The following is a 16,854-nucleotide window of genomic DNA, read 5'->3' on the forward strand; positions in this document are numbered from 1 at the left end:
CACGGAGGCGACGACCTCAGGAGCCGGATTTCTCGATTTCGAGCCGGGCACGCGCCGCCTTGAAGACCGAGGTCCCCTCCTTCTCGTCCGGGGTGCCCTTGGGCATGTCGACGCGGAGCTCGTACATCCGGCCGTCGTCGGTGGCGACGACGAGCTGCATGACCCGGGTGGGACGGCCCTCCTCGGCGTCGTAGGTGGTGTCGGCGACCACGGCGGGCCGGCCCTGAAGGCTGGTCCGGGTGAACTGGGTGGCCGCCTCTCCGAGCCTCGCCCACTCGTCCGCCTGCTGCTTCGCCCGGACGGTGGGCGTGGCGGGCGCCCGGTCCCACTCGGTGAGCCGGAGCTGGACGGCGTCGCCCTGATAGATCACCATGCGCGGCTGGTCGGTGGCGTCGCCCTGCCGGTGGTACTCGGCGTAGCGGCTAGGGACGTAGAGGACGGCCCGCATGTCCTTCTCCCGGGTCCTGCCCCAGGGCTCGTCGGCGATGTCCGTGGCGGTGGCGGCCGGGGCGGAGCTGTACTCGGGATCGGCGACGCTGATGGGCGCGGGTTCGGGTTCGGCGAGGACATAGGCCGCGCCGAGCCCCACCCCGGCGGCGAGGGCGGCGCCGAGCAGGGCGGCGGGGAGGGGGCGGCGCAGAAGACGCGCCTTCGGCTTCGGGACCGGTACGACGGTGGTGTCCGGCTGCGCGGCCGGCTCGGGCTTCGTCAGCTGTACGGTGCCCGAGTCCTCCCCCAACTCGGCCATCTCGTCGGGCTTCTGGACGGCCGGTGTCTCCGCGAGCGACGGCACCGGCCATCCCTCGGCCACCGCGTCCAGCACCTTGGCGGCCTCCTCCGCGTCCGGCCGCCGGTCGGGGTCCTTCGCCAACAGCCTGGTGATCAGCGGCCCGAGGGACCCGGCCCGTTCCGGCTCGGGCGGCTCGTGGGAGAGGACCGCGGCGAGGGTGGACTCCACCGTCGTACGCCGGAAGGGCGGCTCCCCTTCGACGGCGGCGTACAACAGCACGCCCAGCGACCACAGATCGGAGGACGGCCCCGCGCCTTTGCCGGACATCCGCTCGGGCGCGACGAAGTCGAGCGAGCCGACGAACTCCCCGCTGACGGTGAGGGATTCCTCGCCCTGGACGTGGGCGATGCCGAAGTCGGTGAGGACGACCCGGCCGTGCGTGCCGAGCAGGACGTTGGCGGGCTTCACGTCACGGTGGACGATGCCGACGGAGTGCGCGGCGCGCAGGGCGCCGAGGACGGCGCGGCCGATACGGGCGGACTCGGCCGGGGTCACGGGCCCGCGCTGGAGGACCTCGTGCAGGGACTCGCCCCGGATCAACTCCATGACGATCCAGGGCAGTCCGTCCTCCACCACGACGTCATGGATGGAGACGGCGGCGGGGTGGTCGACCCGGGCGGCGGCACGCGCCTCGCGGTACAGCCGGTGCGAGGCCCGCTGATGGGCCTCGTCCTCCGGGTCGCCGGGCAACCTCGGCTGCTTCACGGCGACTTCACGGTCCACGAGCTCGTCGAGCGCCCGCCAGACGGTACCCATCCCGCCCGACCCGATGCGCTCGACGAGCCGGTAACGCCCGCCTATGAGTCGTCCCTTGGGGCTCGCGCCGCCCCCGTCGTTGCTCATGCCCCCATCAGTACCGTGTGGCGTGGTGGGTTGTCGACGCGGGGTGGCCGCTACCCGTCGGGCTGACAACGCGACTCAGAGCACGTCGACGTCCAGGTTGGCGATGGCGGTCTTCGCCACCTCCCGGCCGCGGGCGGCGAAGTCGCCCTTCCGCGGGTAACTGACGGTGAGCTTGTACATGTCGCCCTTGGAGGTCTTGTAGTAGAAGATCTGCATCTCGCGGGGGCGCGGGTTCTGCGTGTCGTCGGTCGTGTACTTGATCGTGTTCTTGGCGGCCTGCTTGCCCTGGTAGGTGACCCCGCCGTCGGTCTTCGTCGTCGGGTTCTCCGGCATCTGGAGTTCGTACTCGCCGTTGTCCTTGAACTGCTTGTTGTCCTCGTACATTTCGGCGGCGGCGGAGTCCGCGATGCTGTCGCTCGTGTCCTCGGCCTTCTTGTCCAGTCGCAGGCCGATCCAGATGCTGCCGCTCCAGTCGGTGTACGTGACCCAGTGCGCCTCGTCGGTCTTCCGGTCGGGGTACCCCGACTGGTACTCCGTGGGCACCGCCAGCGACGCGGCCACGTCCTTCTCGTGCACCGTCTTCCACCCGTCCGGCAACGGCCCCGCGAACGGGTCGGCGATCACCAGATACGCCGCCACCGCCGCCGCGACGATCGCCGCGCCGAGCCCGATCAGCGTCTTGCGGCCCAGCCGGACGCCACCGCTCGGAGCGGACCCCTCGGCGAGCCGCCCGACCTGCGTCGGCGCCGGGGCCGACGGCCGGGCGGCCGTCTCCAGCAGCGCCCTCACCTGCGCGGCGTTGGGGCGACGGGCCGGCTCCTTCTGGAGGAGCCCGGTGATGACCTCGGCGAGCGGTCCGGACGCGGCGGCCGGTGCGGCGGGCGTGGCGTTGAGGACGGACTGGAGGGTGGCCGGCGTGTTGCTGCGACGGAACGGCGACACGCCCTCCGTGGCCGCGTACAGCACGACGCCCAGGGACCACAGGTCGGACGCGGGGCCCGGCCGCTGCCCCAGCACCCGCTCCGGAGCGATGTACTCCGGCGAGCCGACGAAGCCGCCGGTGTCGGTCAGACTGGTCTCGCCCTCGATCTGGGCGATGCCGAAGTCGGTGAGGACGACACGGTCGTGCCGGCCGAGCAGGACGTTGTCCGGCTTGACGTCCCGGTGCAGGATGCCCGCCGCGTGCGCGGCCTCCAGCGCCGCCAGCACCTCCAGGCCGATTCTCGCCGCCTCGCGCGCCCCGAGGGTGCCCTCCTGCAACGCGTCGCCCAGGGAACGGCCCTGGACCAGCTCCATGACGATCCACGGCTGGTCGTCGACGACCGCGACATCGTGGACGTTCACGACCGCCGGGTGATCGAGGCGGGCCGCCGCCCGCGCCTCGCGCCGCATCCGCTCGAAGGCGTTGGCGCGTTCACGCTCGGGAAGATGGTCCGGTACGCGGGGCTCCTTGACGGCGACCTCACGGTCCACCGTCTCGTCCTTGGCCCGCCACACCGTCCCCATGCCGCCGTCGCCGAGCCTGGCCAGCAGGCGGTACCGGCCCGCGATCAACCGCCCGGTGCCGGACTCCTGTGGGGGCGCCGTCTGCTGCGGCACGACCTGGGTGGGGGTCGCGTACGGGTTGTCGGGGTGCGGCACCGCCGCGGGCGGGTTCGGCGGTCGCAGACCGAAACTCGTTGGCTCGTCGGACCCGTAAGGGGCTCCCCCGTTGCTGCTCATGGTTCCGTTCATATCGCGCCAGGCACCCGGGTATCCAGCCAGAACGCTGTCCGGTCACAGACCCGTGACCAATCCCTGTCATGGACGTCGACGCGCTCGCAGCACCGCCGTCAGCGCGCCCCGCAGCGAACGCCGCTCGCCGCCCGGCATCTGGCCCGTCTCCAGAAAGGTCCGCAGCATCCGCTCCGCCGACTCCGCGTCCAGCCGCCGCTCCGGATTGCGCTCCAGCAGCCCCCGTACGACCGGCAGGATCGGCTCGGCCTGCGCGGGTGGCCGTAGCTCGGCGGTGAGGACGGCGTGCAGCACGCCGCTCAAGGAGTCGCGGCGGAACGGCGATTCACCGCTGACGGCCGTGCACAGCAGCGCGCCCACCGACCACAGGTCGGACGCGGGGCCGGTGCTGAGCCCGGACATCCGCTCCGGCGCGGTGTACTCGGGCGAGCCGACGAAGGAACCGGCCTCCGTGAGCGTCGTGGCGCCCGAGACCTGCGCGACACCGAAGTCGGTGAGCACGACCCGCCCCGTACCGTCCTCCAGCAGGACGTTCGCGGGCTTGATGTCCCGGTGCAGGACCCCGGCCGCGTGCGCCGCGCGCAACGCGCCCAGCAGATCGGCGCCGATCCGCGCGGCCTCGACGGCACCGACCGGACCGTGCCCGGCGATCCGGTCGGCGAGGGAGCTTCCGTCGATCAACTCCATGACCAGGTAGGGCCGTTCATCGTGCTCGACGACATCGAGCAGGCCGATGATGTGCGGATGCCTCAGCTGCGCGACGGCACCCGCCTCCCGCAGCGTCCGGTCCCGCTGCCAACGCGCCTCGTCCTCCGTCAACGTCTCGTCCCGGGACAGTTCCTTGACCGCCACCCGCCGCCCGAGCAACAGATCGGTGGCCCGCCACACCACGCCCATCCCGCCGCGCCCGAGCCGCGCCTCCAGGCGGTAACGCCCCGCTACGACACGGAAGTTGTCCCCCTGGGTCCCCATGAGCCCCATGATGCCCCGCCGGACGGTCGGCTTCCGGGGCGGTGACCGGCCAAGTTGGGGCGGGTCAGGACGGGTTCGGCTGCCAGCTGCGCAGGATGAAGTCGAACTGCTTGCTCGTGGCGGCCCAGTCGACCGAGGGGGAGGACGCGTAGATGGCGTACTCGATGCCGTCGCGGTCCATGAAGCCCACGTCGATCGCGCGGTACGGCGCCGCGTAGTAGTGCGGCGGGTCCTTCGCGAGCGCGTCCCAGGTGTACTCCCAGCGGGAACCCGGCCGGTCGCGGAAGAGCTGCTCCGTGAGGCTCAGCCGCTGGTAGTGCAGCAGCCCCGAGACCTGCGTCTCCAGGTCACTCATGTGTTTGTAGGTGGTGTCATAGTCCGGCGCGGTGTCGACGGCGACCCGCACGAGGTGCTTGCCGTTGTCGGGCGAGTAGTCGACCTGCTGGATGCCGTCCTTGTTGATGGAGACGGTCCGTGACCAGCCCTTCGGCAGGTAGATGATGAAGCCCGCGGGATCCTCGCGCTTCTCCCAACCGGCGGGAACCGTCCCCTGGTCACCTCCCCCGCTCGGCGAGGCACTGGCGCTCGGACTGGGCGCGGTGGCGGCGGAGTCGCTGGGCCGGTCCGTGCCGAACTGCTGCAACGCGACCGCACCCCCCGCCCCCACGATCGCCGCGACGGCGACCACCAGGGCGAACGTGCGCAGCCCCCGGCGGCGCTTCGGCTCCGGAGCGGTCGCGGCCTGGCCCACGGTGACCGGCGGGTACGGCGTGGCCGTGGCCGACGGATACGGCGTGTCGGCCGCCGCCCGCGATCCCGTACCGAAGCCGGGCGCCTGCGCCCCCGTACCGAAGGCGGGCGCCGCGCCGAACGTCTGCGGTGCGGTCCCGGTCTCGTATCGCCCGTGCCCGTGCCGCGTAGGCGCAAACGCCTGCCCCGCACTCGACCGTCGCCCCTCCGCCGCCTCGGCCAGCATCTGCTCGGCCTGTGCCGCGGTCGGGCGCTCGGCCGGATCCTTGCGGAGCAGTGCGGCGAGGACAGGGCCCAGCACACCGGCGTGGGCCGGTGCGGCGGGCTCCTCCTCGACGACGGCCTGCATCGTGCCGATCGGTGAGGTGCGACGGAACGGCGACCGGCCCTCCACCGCCGTGTACAGCGTCGCGCCCAGCGCCCACAGGTCGGAGGCCGGGCCCGGGTCGTGGCCGCGGACCCGCTCGGGGGCCAGGTAGTCGACGGAACCGACGACCTCGCCGGTGCGGGTGATCGTCGTATCGCCCTCGATCTGGGCGATACCGAAGTCGGTCAGCAGGACGCGGCGGTCCTGGGAGAGGAGCACGTTGCCGGGCTTGACGTCGCGGTGCAGGACGCCGGCGTCGTGCGCGGCGCGCAGCGCGCGCAGCACCCACAGGCCGATGCGGGCGGCCTCGGCGGGCTCGATGCGCCCGTCCGCCTTCACCGCGTCCGCCAGCGAGCGGCCCTCGACCAGCTCCATCACGATCCACGGACGGGCGTCATGATCGAGAACGTCGTGCACGGTGACAACGGCGGAGTGGTTGATCCGGGCCGCCGCACGGGCCTCGGCGCGGGTGCGGTGGAGCAGCCGCTCCTGGTCGCTCTCGGAGACGTACAGGGCGGCGGTCAGCTCTTTGATGGCGACAGCCCGGTGCAGCACTTCGTCGTGGGCCCGCCACACGCGGCCCATGCCGCCGCTGCCGATGGTGTCGGCAAGCCGGTAGCGGCCCGCGATGAGCAGGCCCTGCATCTGATTCACGTTGCCCCGCAATGGTCTTGACAAGGTCAGCGTAAGGACCGGTCCGTACGCAGGGAACCACGGGGGCGCCAAGGAGACAGCACTGTGACAGTTGTCGCTTTCACCAGTGGGAAGCAACCCTCACCGAGCGCGCTCAGCCGGTCACTTCGTACGTCGCCGACGCCTGCTCGTACAGCCGCGTCACCTCGTCCCGCTCGGCTTCGGGACCGCGTACCTGCACCACGTGGTACTTCCCGCCGACGAGGATCGCCAGATTCCGCACGAACAGCTCGCGCCCCGCGTCGTCGGTCCAGGTGAACTGCCCCTCGGCCATGGTCCGCCCGCCCACCGAGATCGTCTTCAGCCCGGAGGCGCTGGCCCAGCTGGAGTCGCGGTACGGCTGGAGCTCGCGCTCGTCCTCCCGCTGGTAGGCCATGGGGTCCTCGCCGTACTCGTCCGCGCTGTCCCGTCCGGGTACGAGGATCAGGTCGAAGTCGCCGTGCGAGTACACCACCTGACCGCGGCCGTTCTTCGGCGTGCGGTCCCAGCCGTCGGCCACGGCGACGCGGAAGCCTGCGGTGTCCGAGCGCAGGGTGAAGCCGTCGGCGACGTCGGGACCGCCGCCGGCCTGCGGCTCGGTGGCAGCGGAACCGGAGGGGCGGTCGTCCGACTTGGGCGTGGTCTGCTCGGGTCGGGGCTCGCTGCTGGCGTCCTGCTGCGGCGCCTCGCTGACCTCACCGGCGGCACCGGTCCGGTCGCCGGCACCGCTCCCACCGGCGCCGTCCGCCGAGTCCGACTTCGGCATGAACAACATCGCGTACGCGATCGCCCCGGCCATCAGCAGCAGTACCAGCAGAAGCAGCGTGCGGCCGAGCCTGCGCGGGGACGCCTCCTCCTGCGGGGCGGCCTTGGCCCGCTTGTGCCGCCCGTGCGCACTGGTCGCGGGCAGCCCGGCGCGCCGCCTGCGCACCAGCTCGCCCCGGCGCCGTACGACGGGCAGCCGACTGCCCTCCACGGGCGGCGTGGCGACGACATACGCACCGGCCTCCGGCTCCGGCGCGGACCGCACGAGCGAGCGCAGCCAGCCCCGCAGCTCCTCGAAGTCCAGCCGCTCGGTGGGGTCCTGGCGCAGCAGCGACTCCACGACCGGCCGGAGCGGCCCGCACTCCTCGGCGAAGGCCGGCGGCTCGGCGCACACCATCTGCACCAGCTCGGCGGTCGACTCCTCCGGGTACGGCGCATGACCCTGCACGGCCCGGAACAGCAGCGCCCCCAGCGCCCACAGGTCGGTCGCGGGCCCGATCGGCGCGGCCAGCTGCCAGTTCTCGTGCACGGGTCCGGCCTGCTCCGGCGCCCACCGCTCGGTCACCGGCCCGACGACGGCCATCCTGGCCTGCCGCGCCCGCTCGGCGGCGAGCGCGGTGGCGGGACCACGGGACGCGGGTACGGCGGCGAGCTCATCCCAACGGCTGGGTGCGGGCGCGGAGTCGGGCCCGGGGGGCAGCGCGGCGGTACGTCCCTGCCCTCCACCGGGCAACGCGGCACCGCCGGTTCGGGGGCCTCCACCGGGCAGCCCGGCACCGCCCGCGTGGGGGCCTCCACCCGACAGCGCGGCACCGCCGGCTCCGGGGCCTCCGCCGGGCAACGCGGCACCGCCCGCGTGGGGGCCTCCACCGGACAGCGCGGCACCGCCGGCTCCGGGGCCTCCGCCGGGCAACGCGCCACCGCCGACGCCGGGAACGCCCGCACCACCGGCACGGGGGCCCGCCCCCGGCCAGGAGTCGGCCCGCGCCCCGTAGGAGTCGGCTCGTACCCCGTAGGGGTCGGCTATCTGCCCGGGAGGCGTGGCCCCGGGCCGCCGGTGCTCCTCCCGGCCGGGCGTGACGGCACCGCCCAGGGGCCCGGAGCCGGGCATCGTCCACTCCGTCTCACCGGGGTGCGGGGAGCCGGGCGCGATCCGGGCGCCGCCGTTCGGGCCGTACGGCGGTGTCGGCCCACCGTCGGCACCGGCAGAGGCACCGGCACCTGCGCCGGTCGTGGGTTCGCCTTCGGGCGCCGGGCGGCCTCCGGGCAGGGCCGCGTGGCCGTTCTGCTGGGCGTCCTGGACGCGGGCGGCGGCCCGGGCGCCCGCGCGATACGCGGCGATCGCCCCTGCCCGCGCCGCCCGGACATCCCCGCCGGTCGTCTCCACGGCCCGGCGCGCCACCGCGCCCGACCCACCCGCACCGTTGGTCGTGTCGCCGCCGAGCCCCGGCAGCCCACCGGCCTCCCGAGCCTCGATCGCGGCCCGCCGCGCGGCCTCGGGGTCCATGGCACTCACGGAGCCACTCACCGCTGCCGCACCCCGGAAGGTCCCCGGCACCTCGGGTGCGCCTGAGCCCCCCGGCACCCCCGGCGCACCGATCCCCCGTCCGGCGCCCCCGCCCCCGCCCCCGTCACTCTCCGGAGCCGGCACCGGGTCGTACCCGCACAGCGCCTCCTCCGCCGCGCCGACCGCGAGGCCGGTCAGCATCACACGGCCGTCGTCGCAGACGAGCACCGTGCGGGCGGTGATGTTGCGGTGCACCCAGCCGTGGGCGTGCAGCACCCGCAGGGCCATCAGCACATCGGAGGCGACCTCCGCCGCCCGGTACGGCGTCAGCGGCTTCTCCGCGAGCAGCGCCGCCAGTGACCGCGCGGCCACCAGCTCGCTCACTATCCACAGCGACCCGCCCTCGGCGAACACGTCGAAGACCTGGTCGAGCCGCGGATGGTCGGGAATCGAGGCGGCGGCCTGCGCGGCCTCGACAGCGCGCCGCACGGCAGGATCCGTCGGCCGGCGCGTACTGGCCCGCGCCGCGGAGCCGGGGCGCCGAACTCCCCTGTCCCGCGGATCCCTTGCCGTGAAACCGTCGGGCAGGCCCTCCGCGTCGAGCACCTCCGCCTCGACGACCTCGGGCAACGGCACCTGCCTGACCAGGACTTCCTGCCCGCTGTAGGTGTCGAAGGCCCGGGTCTCGGTGAGTTCGTACTCATCGGAGGGCGGCAGCGGCAGGCGGTAGCGGTCGGCGAGTACCCGACCCGCATAGTCGTCCACGTTGCCTCCCCCGGCAGCCCGGTCGGTCAATTCCGTTCGCCTCGCGTCCCGTTCCGCACCCCTACCTGGATGCGTACGGTCCACAAGCACTCACGATACGTGCCGGAGGCAACCCGCAAAGAGGGGATGCCAGATCTCATGTCCGAAACGCGGGACCGGTCACCGCACGGTCACTTCACGATTTCGGTTCGAACGTCTTCGCGAGCGTCCGCCAGGTGTCCTTGCGCAGCTCGGTGCCCCAATTGGCGGCTTTCGCCGTGTACATCAGCGCATATCCGAGATGGTCGTTCACCACGAACCCCCGGTCGATCGTCCGGTACTTCGTCCCGCCCTCGGTGTAGGTGAACTCCCAGTCGGCCGCGAGCCAGCCCCGGTAATCCACCTTGGCTATGCGGACGCGGTGGTACGCCGAGCGCGCCATGTACTGCTCCTGGTTCTTCCAGTCCGCCACCGGGTCGCCCTTCGGCGTGGACGTCCAGGCGACCAGCAGCTTCTGCCCGTCGGGGCCGGTGAAACGATCCCCCGCCGACCCCGAGGACTGGAACTTCCATCCCTTGGGCAGCCCGATCGAGTACCCCTGACTGCCCTTGTGCGTCTTCACCGCGGTGCTGCCCTCGTCGGCCGAACCGCCCGCGTCGCTGCCGCCGGTCGCGGTGGGACTGTTGCTCGGCGTGCTCCCGGACGTGGCCCCGGTCTCCGCCGAGGCGCTGGCCTGACCGTCCGTCTGGGCACCGCCGGCGCCCTTGTCCTCCTTGGTGGAGGAACTCGCGCTCGCACTGGCCGAGGCCTTGGCGCCGCCGCCTCCCGCGGAGTTGTCGGACGAGTCGTCGTCCCCGCCGAGCGTGAGGGCCAGCACGGCCGCGACCACGGCGAGCACCACGACCACCGCGATGATCACCAGCGTCCGCCGCGGCACCACATCGGTGAGCGGCGCCCTCGGCACGGGCCGCGGAGGCAGATCCGGAGGCGTCATCACGGGCCACCCCGAACTCGGCCCGCCCTGACCCGCGTTGCTCCCCGCCCCAGCCGTCCCGGCCCCGCCGGTCCTGGAACCACTCACCCCGACCGAACGCGACCCGGAAGCGACCCCACCACCGACGCCGGAGGCCGAGCCACCGCCAACAGCGGCACCTGACCCCGCACCGGAAGCAGCACCAGCAGCGTCGGAGGCCGCTTCGCTCCCCGAACCACTCCTCCCCGTCCCGGACTTGGCTCGCGAGGCAGCCGCGGTCCCGGCCGCGCCCGCCGCCACCGCGGCCTTGCGCACGGAACGCAGCGCCCCCCGCAGCCGCTCCCCGCTCTCACCCCGGTCGGGCTGCGGAGGCAGCGGTACGACCTTCGTCGCGTCCGGCGCCGACGCCGGCTCGTCCGGCTTCGGCTCGGGTGCGTGGATCACCGCGTTGAGCATCACCCGGGCACCCGCGTCGTCGAGCCGCTTGTCGGGGTCCTTGGTGAGCAGCCCGTAGATGACGTCCTTCAGCGGTCCCGCGTTCTTCGGCTCCTCCAGCGACTCGGTCATCACCGCGGTGAGCGTCGCGATCGCGGACCCCTTGTCGTACGGCGGCACACCCTCCACCGACGCGTACAGCAGCCCGCCCAGCGACCAGAGGTCGGCCGCGGGCCCCGGCTTGTGCCCTCGGGCACGCTCCGGGGAGATGTAGGAGGGCGCGCCGACCAGCATGCCGGTCGAGGTGATGGACGGGTCGCCCTCGACCTGGGCGATGCCGAAGTCGGTGAGCACGACCCGGCCGTCCTCGGAGATCAGCACGTTGGACGGCTTCACGTCCCGGTGCAGGATGCCCTCGCGGTGCGCCGAGCGCAGCACGTCAAGCACCGCGAGCCCGACCTCCGCCGCCCGCTTCGGCTCCAGCAGCCCGTCCTCACGGATGACCTCGGCGAGCGACTTGCCCTCGACGAGCTCCATCACGATCCACGGCCGGTCGTCCTCGTCGACCACGTCGAAGACCGTCACCGCGCTGTTGTTGCGGATCCGCGCGATCGCCTTGGCCTCCCGCAGCGTGCGCGTGATCAGCCGGCGCTTCTCCTCCTCGTCGATGTTGGAGGGGAACCGCAGCTCCTTCACGGCGACGATCCGGCCCAGGGTCTCGTCCTCGGCACGCCACACCGTGCCCATGCCGCCGCGGCCGAGCACTGCTCCCAACCGGTACCGCCCGGCGAGGAGACGTTCGCTCTTGTCCTGACGGGATGCTCCCGCCCGCTCCGCCTCCGACATGCGTCCCCTCATACAACCCGCCCTGACAGAGCCTCCATTGTCCCTCACCCGACAAGTGCCCGACGCCCAGGGTGCCCCTGACGACAAGCCGACCATCAGGGCGACCGAGTCCTCACAGCGCGTGGCGGCCACGCGCCGCAAAGGCACCCCAAAGCCACCTCAAAGGCACGCCGAACCCGCCCCGCACCCGCACTTCGGCGACCACCCGACGCCGAGTTCCGGCCACCATGGATGACGCCGAGTTCTGGCCACCATGGATGATGGGCGCGCCACCGGAGGAAACGCCGTGCCGAACAGGAGGACCCGCCGTGCCACCGTTTCGGACCCTTCTGGCCGTACCCGTGTCCCTGGCGCTGCTCGCCCTGGCCCCGGCCGCCTCCTCCGCCCCCGCCACAGCACCGACGGACGCGGTCCTCCCCCTGCTGCTCACCACGGGCAGGGCACCGGCCGCCGCCCTGCTGGCCCGCGAGGAGGAGGGGATCCGCTACGCCGAGGCCGGACCCGGTATCGCCCGCGCCGACCACTTCCGCGCCGGCAGCATCACGAAGTCCTTCATCGCGACGGTGATCCTCCAACTGGCCGCGGAACACCGACTGGCGCTGTCCGACACCGTCGACCGGCACCTGCCCGGCGTGGTGCGCGGCGCGGGCAACGACGGCCGCACCCTGACGCTGCGCGCGCTGCTCACCCACACCAGCGGTCTGAGCGACTTCACCACGGACACCCGGGGCCTGGTCCCGCTCACCCCTCTTCAGGCCGTACGCATCGCCCTCACCCACCCCCCGTCCGGCCGCGGCCGTTACGTCTACTCCAACACCAACTACGTGCTGCTCGGCATGGTGATCAGGCAGGTCACCGGCCACTCCTACGCCGTCGAGGCCGAGCGTCGCATCATCGCTCCCCTGCGCCTGACCGGCACCTCCTTCCCTGGTTCGCGCGCTTCTCTCCCCTCCCCGCACGGCCGCGCCCACGCGACCGACGGCACCGATGTCACCGAGCTCGACCCGCGGGTGGCCGGGGCCGCGGGCGAGCTGGTGACCACGCTGGCCGACCTGGACCGCTTCTACGCGGCGCTCCTCGGCGGCCGACTGCTGCCCCCGCGCTGGCTGCGCGAGATGCTCGACACCCGTGCCGCACACGGCCTGTACGGCATGGGGCTGTATCCGGTGAAGCTGCCGTGCGGGACGACGGTGTGGGGGCACAACGGCCGTATCACCGGCAGCTACGTGCGCACCGCGGCCACGGTTGACGGACGTCGCGTCCTCACCTTCCGCGTGAACACGACCGCGATCGCGGACCCCGACCTCGAACCGGCCCTGCTCGCCGCCGAGTTCTGCCCCCGCACCTCGTAGAACGCCCGGGTTCCGAACGAAGATCCCGCCTCGCGACACCCGTTCGAGTGACTTCACCGGAGCAGCCCGGCGCCACCGGCATACGGATCAGCCGCCTACCCACCCGCAGACCCCGGCCAAGACAACCCGCCGCCGCACCCGGCCGCCACTTACAACGACACCTCGGCCGAACCCCGCCGCCACTCACAACGCCACCCCGGCCGAACCCCGCCGCCGCTTGCAACTGCACGCTGTCCGGCGCCGCCGCTCCCTACAACGGCACGATGTCCGGCGCCCCCAACCGCGCCGCGTCCGCCGTCAGATCGTCCGGCTGGCGCTGCGACTCCCGCTCGGCCTCGACCCGCTTCTCGTAGTGCTCGATCTCCCGCTCGATGTGGTCCTTGTCCCAGCCCAGCACCGGCGCCATCAGCTCCGCGGCCTCGCGCGCGCTGCGTGTGCCCCGGTCGAACGTCTCGATCGAGATACGGGTCCGCCGGGTGAGCACGTCGTCCAGATGCCGCGCCCCCTCGTGCGAGGCGGCGTAGACGACCTCGGCGCGCAGATAGTCTTCGGCCGCGTGCAGGGGCTCGCCCAGCGTGGGGTCCGCCGCGATGAGCTCCAGGACCTCCTCGGCCAGTGAGCCGAATCGGTTCAGCAGATGCTCCACCCGCACCACGTGCAGCCCCGTCCGGGCGGCGATCCGCGCTCGCGCGTTCCACAGTGCCCGGTATCCCTCGGCACCCAGCAGTGGCACGTCCTCCGTGACGCACTCGGCGACCCGCAGGTCCAGCCCGTGCACCGCCTCGTCCACCGCGTCCTTGGCCATGACCCGGTACGTCGTGTACTTGCCGCCCGCCACCACCACGAGCCCCGGCACGGGATGCGCCACGGTGTGCTCGCGGGACAGCTTGCTCGTGGCGTCCGACTCGCCGGCCAGCAACGGCCGCAGGCCCGCGTAGACACCCTGGACGTCGTCGCGCGTCAGCGGCACCGCGAGCACCGAGTTCACGTGCTCCAGCAGATAGTCGATGTCCGCGCTGGACGCGGCCGGATGCGCCTTGTCGAGGTCCCAGTCGGTGTCCGTGGTGCCGATGATCCAGTGCCGGCCCCAGGGGATGACGAACAGCACGGACTTCTCGGTCCGCAGGATCAGCCCGGTCGTCGAGTGGATCCGGTCCTTGGGCACGACGAGGTGGATGCCTTTGGATGCGCGTACGTGGAACTGGCCGCGCTCGCCCACCATGGCCTGGGTGTCGTCGGTCCACACACCCGTCGCGTTGACGATCTGCTTGGCGCGGATCTCGTACTCCCCGCCCGCCTCGACGTCCTGGACGCGTGCGCCGACGACCCGTTCGCCCTCGCGCAGGAAGCCCGTCACACGCGCGCGGTTGGCGACCGTCGCGCCGTACGCCGCCGCGGTGCGCACGAGGGTGGCGACGAAGCGGGCGTCGTCCATCTGGGCGTCGTAGTACTGCAACGCGCCGACCAGGGCGTCCCGCTTCAAGGCGGGGGCGACGCGCAGGGCGTGACGGCGGCTCAGGTGACGGTGCATCGGAAGCCCGCGGCCGTGCCCGCGTGCCATCGACATCGTGTCGTAGAGCGCGACGCCCGAACCGGCGTACAGCCGCTCCCAGCCCTTGTGCTGGAGCGGGTAGAGGAAGGGCACCGGCTTCACGAGATGCGGAGCGAGCCTCTCCAGCAACAACCCCCGCTCCTTGAGCGCCTCCCGGACGAGCGCGAAGTCGAGCATCTCCAGATAGCGCAGGCCGCCGTGGATGAGCTTGCTGGACCTGCTCGACGTGCCCGACGCCCAGTCACGCGCCTCGACGAGGCCCACGGACAGGCCCCGCGTCACCGCGTCCAGGGCGGTGCCCGCGCCGACCACGCCGGCGCCCACCACCAGTAGGTCCAGCTCGCGCTCGGCCATTGATGCGAGTGCCTCGGCGCGCTGCGCCGGCCCCAGTGTCGCTGTCCTCACCGCTGCCTCCCGCTGTCGGTCACGCCGGTCACTCTTGAGGAGTGGCCCGGTCCGTATCCCTCATGCCCAAATTCTGACCGGCTTGCCCGACTTCAGCCACCAGTCGCCCCCAGCCTGTGGACAACTTCCAGGACACGTGGACCGAACCCCAGGCCTCACGGGAAGACACACGGAATCAATCCCGCATATCAGTCATATTTCCTCCTAGTCTGACATTGCGCTCGCCCATCCTGTCCACCGGGCTTGCGCACCTGTCCCGCTTCGGTTATTGGGAAGGACGGTCCACGCCATGCCCGCGGATCTCGCCGTCATCGGACTCGGCCCATACGGACTGCCCCTGGCCCAGGCGGCCGTCGCCGCCGGCATCTCCACGCTCGGCTACCGCACCGGCCCCGAGGCCGGCTCGCTCAGCCCCGCCGAACTGCGCCGGATGCTCTCGGGGGGCTTCCGGCCGGCCACCTCTCCGGCCGAGCTCGGCCGGGTGCGTACGGCGGTCATCTGCGCGCCCACCCCGCGCGGCGCGGACGGCGGCCTCGACCTCAGCCAGGTGGAGTCCGCGGCCCGCACCCTCGCGGCGCAGCTGCGCCCGCACACCACCGTCATCCTGGAGTCGCCCGTCCCCCCGGGCACCACCGAGGACCTTCTCCGCCCCCTCCTCGAAGAGGGCTCCGGGCTCCGCGCGGGCCGCGACTTCCATCTCGCCTACTCGCCCAGCCGGGTCGACCCGGGCAACCGCGACTTCACCCCCGCCAACACCCCGAAGGTGATCGGCGGCCTGACCCCGGCCTGCACCGAGTCCGCGGCCGCGTTCTACTCGCGCCTCACCGACAAGGTGGTACGCGCGCGTGGACTGCGCGAGGCGGAGACGGTCCAGCTCCTGGAGACGAACTTCCGGCATGTCAACATCGCCCTCGTCAACGAGATGGCCGTCGTCTGCCACGACCTCGGCGTCGACCTGTGGGACGTGGTCCGTTGCGCGGAGACCAAGCCCTTCGGCTTCCACGCCTTCCGTCCCGGCCCCGGCGTCGGCGGCCACGCGGTCCCGCAGGACCTGACCGGCGCGCCCGCCGGCCGCGGCCTGCGCATGGTGGAACTCGCCCAGCAGGTCAACAACCAGATGCCCCGTTACGTCGTCCAGCGCGCCGCCACTCTCCTCAACGAGCACGGCAAGTCGGCGCGGGGCGCGCGCGTGCTCCTGCTCGGCGTGACGTACAAGCCCGACCTCGCCGACCAACAGGCCACCCCCGCCCGCGAGATCGCGGTCCGACTGATGGAACTGGGCGCCTCGGTCAGCTACCACGACCCGCACGTCCCCTCCTGGAACGTCCTGGACCGCCCGGTCCCCCGCGCGGACTCGCTCTACGAGGCCGCCGCGGACGCGGACCTGACGATCCTGCTCCAGCAGCACCGCACGTACGACCTCCAGGGCCTGTCGGTGAAGGCACAGCTGCTGCTGGACACGCGCGGCGCCACCCCGACCGGAGCGGCGCACCGCCTCTGAGTCCCCCTGGGGCGAAAACGGCTGGCAAAAACGGCTGGTGGAAGCGGTCGGTGTGCCTGCTACTCTTCGGCGACTCGCCTCCCGGCGAGCCCCGTCGCACAGTCGTGCGCACACCCCACACCGCTCGCTCAGCCCGTCCCATGGGGGGATCTCTGTCATGACCCAGCCAACCCCGCCGCCGCAGCCCGCCGACGGCAACCCGTTCGCCCAGGCGCCCGCCCCGGTACCGCCCGCCGCCCCGGCCCAGGGCAACGTCGCTCTCGGCGTCCTCGCCGGTGTGGTCGTGGCCCTGGTCACCGCGCTCGTCTACGGCGCCATCCTCAAGTCGACCGAACACGAGATCGGCTACGTCGCGGTCGGCGTCGGCTTCGCGGTCGGCTACGTCGCCGGCAAGGTCGGCGGCCCGAACCCCGTCCTGCCGATCGTGAGCGCCGTCCTGTCCCTGGGCGCGGTCTACGCCGGCCAGATCCTCGGCATCGCGATGATCGGCGCCGACGAGTCCGGCATGAACATCGGCACCATCCTCACCGACCACTTCGGCCTGGTGACGGACGTCTGGAGCGAGGACGCCGACATCCTGACCTTCGCCTTCCTGGCCATCGGCGCAGCGGCGGCATTCTCCGGCGCGAAGAAGGCCGTGGCCTGA

10 protein-coding genes are annotated in these 16,854 nt (G+C 72.6%); 3 read left to right on the forward strand and 7 right to left on the reverse strand.

What is annotated here, in order from left to right:
* Nucleotides 1-16 precede the first annotated feature (16 nt).
* The 6 genes from OG866_RS17195 to OG866_RS17220 form a co-directional block, all read right to left on the reverse strand.
* The gene (locus OG866_RS17195; protein WP_329335675.1) at nucleotides 17-1,633 is read right to left on the reverse strand and encodes a serine/threonine-protein kinase; all 1,617 of its coding nucleotides are present in this window, start codon (nucleotides 1,631-1,633) and stop codon (nucleotides 17-19) included.
* A 75-nt stretch (nucleotides 1,634-1,708) separates the two neighbouring features.
* Nucleotides 1,709-3,355, reverse strand: a complete 1,647-nt coding sequence (locus OG866_RS17200; RefSeq protein ID WP_329335676.1) for a serine/threonine-protein kinase — start codon at nucleotides 3,353-3,355, stop codon at nucleotides 1,709-1,711.
* A 78-nt stretch (nucleotides 3,356-3,433) separates the two neighbouring features.
* Nucleotides 3,434-4,339, reverse strand: coding sequence for a serine/threonine-protein kinase (locus OG866_RS17205; RefSeq protein WP_443063535.1), 906 nt, complete (start codon nucleotides 4,337-4,339; stop codon nucleotides 3,434-3,436).
* Nucleotides 4,340-4,403: 64 nt separating this feature from the next.
* Nucleotides 4,404-6,101 (reverse strand): serine/threonine-protein kinase, encoded by a 1,698-nt coding sequence (locus tag OG866_RS17210; RefSeq protein WP_329335677.1) that lies wholly within the window; start codon nucleotides 6,099-6,101, stop codon nucleotides 4,404-4,406.
* A 142-nt stretch (nucleotides 6,102-6,243) separates the two neighbouring features.
* The gene (locus OG866_RS17215) at nucleotides 6,244-9,165 is read right to left on the reverse strand and encodes a protein kinase (protein WP_329335679.1); all 2,922 of its coding nucleotides are present in this window, start codon (nucleotides 9,163-9,165) and stop codon (nucleotides 6,244-6,246) included.
* 175 nt (nucleotides 9,166-9,340) lie between these two features.
* On the reverse strand, nucleotides 9,341-11,398 hold the full coding sequence (locus tag OG866_RS17220; RefSeq protein ID WP_329335680.1) for a serine/threonine-protein kinase: 2,058 nt from the start codon (nucleotides 11,396-11,398) through the stop codon (nucleotides 9,341-9,343).
* A 308-nt stretch (nucleotides 11,399-11,706) separates the two neighbouring features.
* Between OG866_RS17220 and OG866_RS17225 the strand changes: the two genes are divergently transcribed.
* A complete protein-coding gene (locus OG866_RS17225; RefSeq protein WP_329335681.1) occupies nucleotides 11,707-12,750 on the forward strand; it encodes a serine hydrolase domain-containing protein in 1,044 nt (347 codons plus the stop codon).
* Nucleotides 12,751-13,000: 250 nt separating this feature from the next.
* Here the strand turns inward: OG866_RS17225 and OG866_RS17230 are convergent, their stop codons facing one another.
* Entirely contained in the window at nucleotides 13,001-14,707 is a 1,707-nt protein-coding gene (locus tag OG866_RS17230; RefSeq protein ID WP_329335683.1) for a glycerol-3-phosphate dehydrogenase/oxidase, read from the reverse strand.
* A 289-nt stretch (nucleotides 14,708-14,996) separates the two neighbouring features.
* Here OG866_RS17230 and OG866_RS17235 point away from each other — a divergent pair, with 289 nt between their 5' ends.
* On the forward strand, nucleotides 14,997-16,208 hold the full coding sequence (locus tag OG866_RS17235; RefSeq protein WP_329335685.1) for a nucleotide sugar dehydrogenase: 1,212 nt from the start codon (nucleotides 14,997-14,999) through the stop codon (nucleotides 16,206-16,208).
* Between the two features lie 157 nt (nucleotides 16,209-16,365).
* Complete coding sequence (locus OG866_RS17240; protein ID WP_329335687.1) at nucleotides 16,366-16,854, forward strand: hypothetical protein; 489 nt, start codon at nucleotides 16,366-16,368, stop codon at nucleotides 16,852-16,854.

Origin of the sequence: Streptomyces sp. NBC_00663, assembly GCF_036226885.1 — a bacterium.
GTDB lineage: Bacteria > Actinomycetota > Actinomycetes > Streptomycetales > Streptomycetaceae > Streptomyces.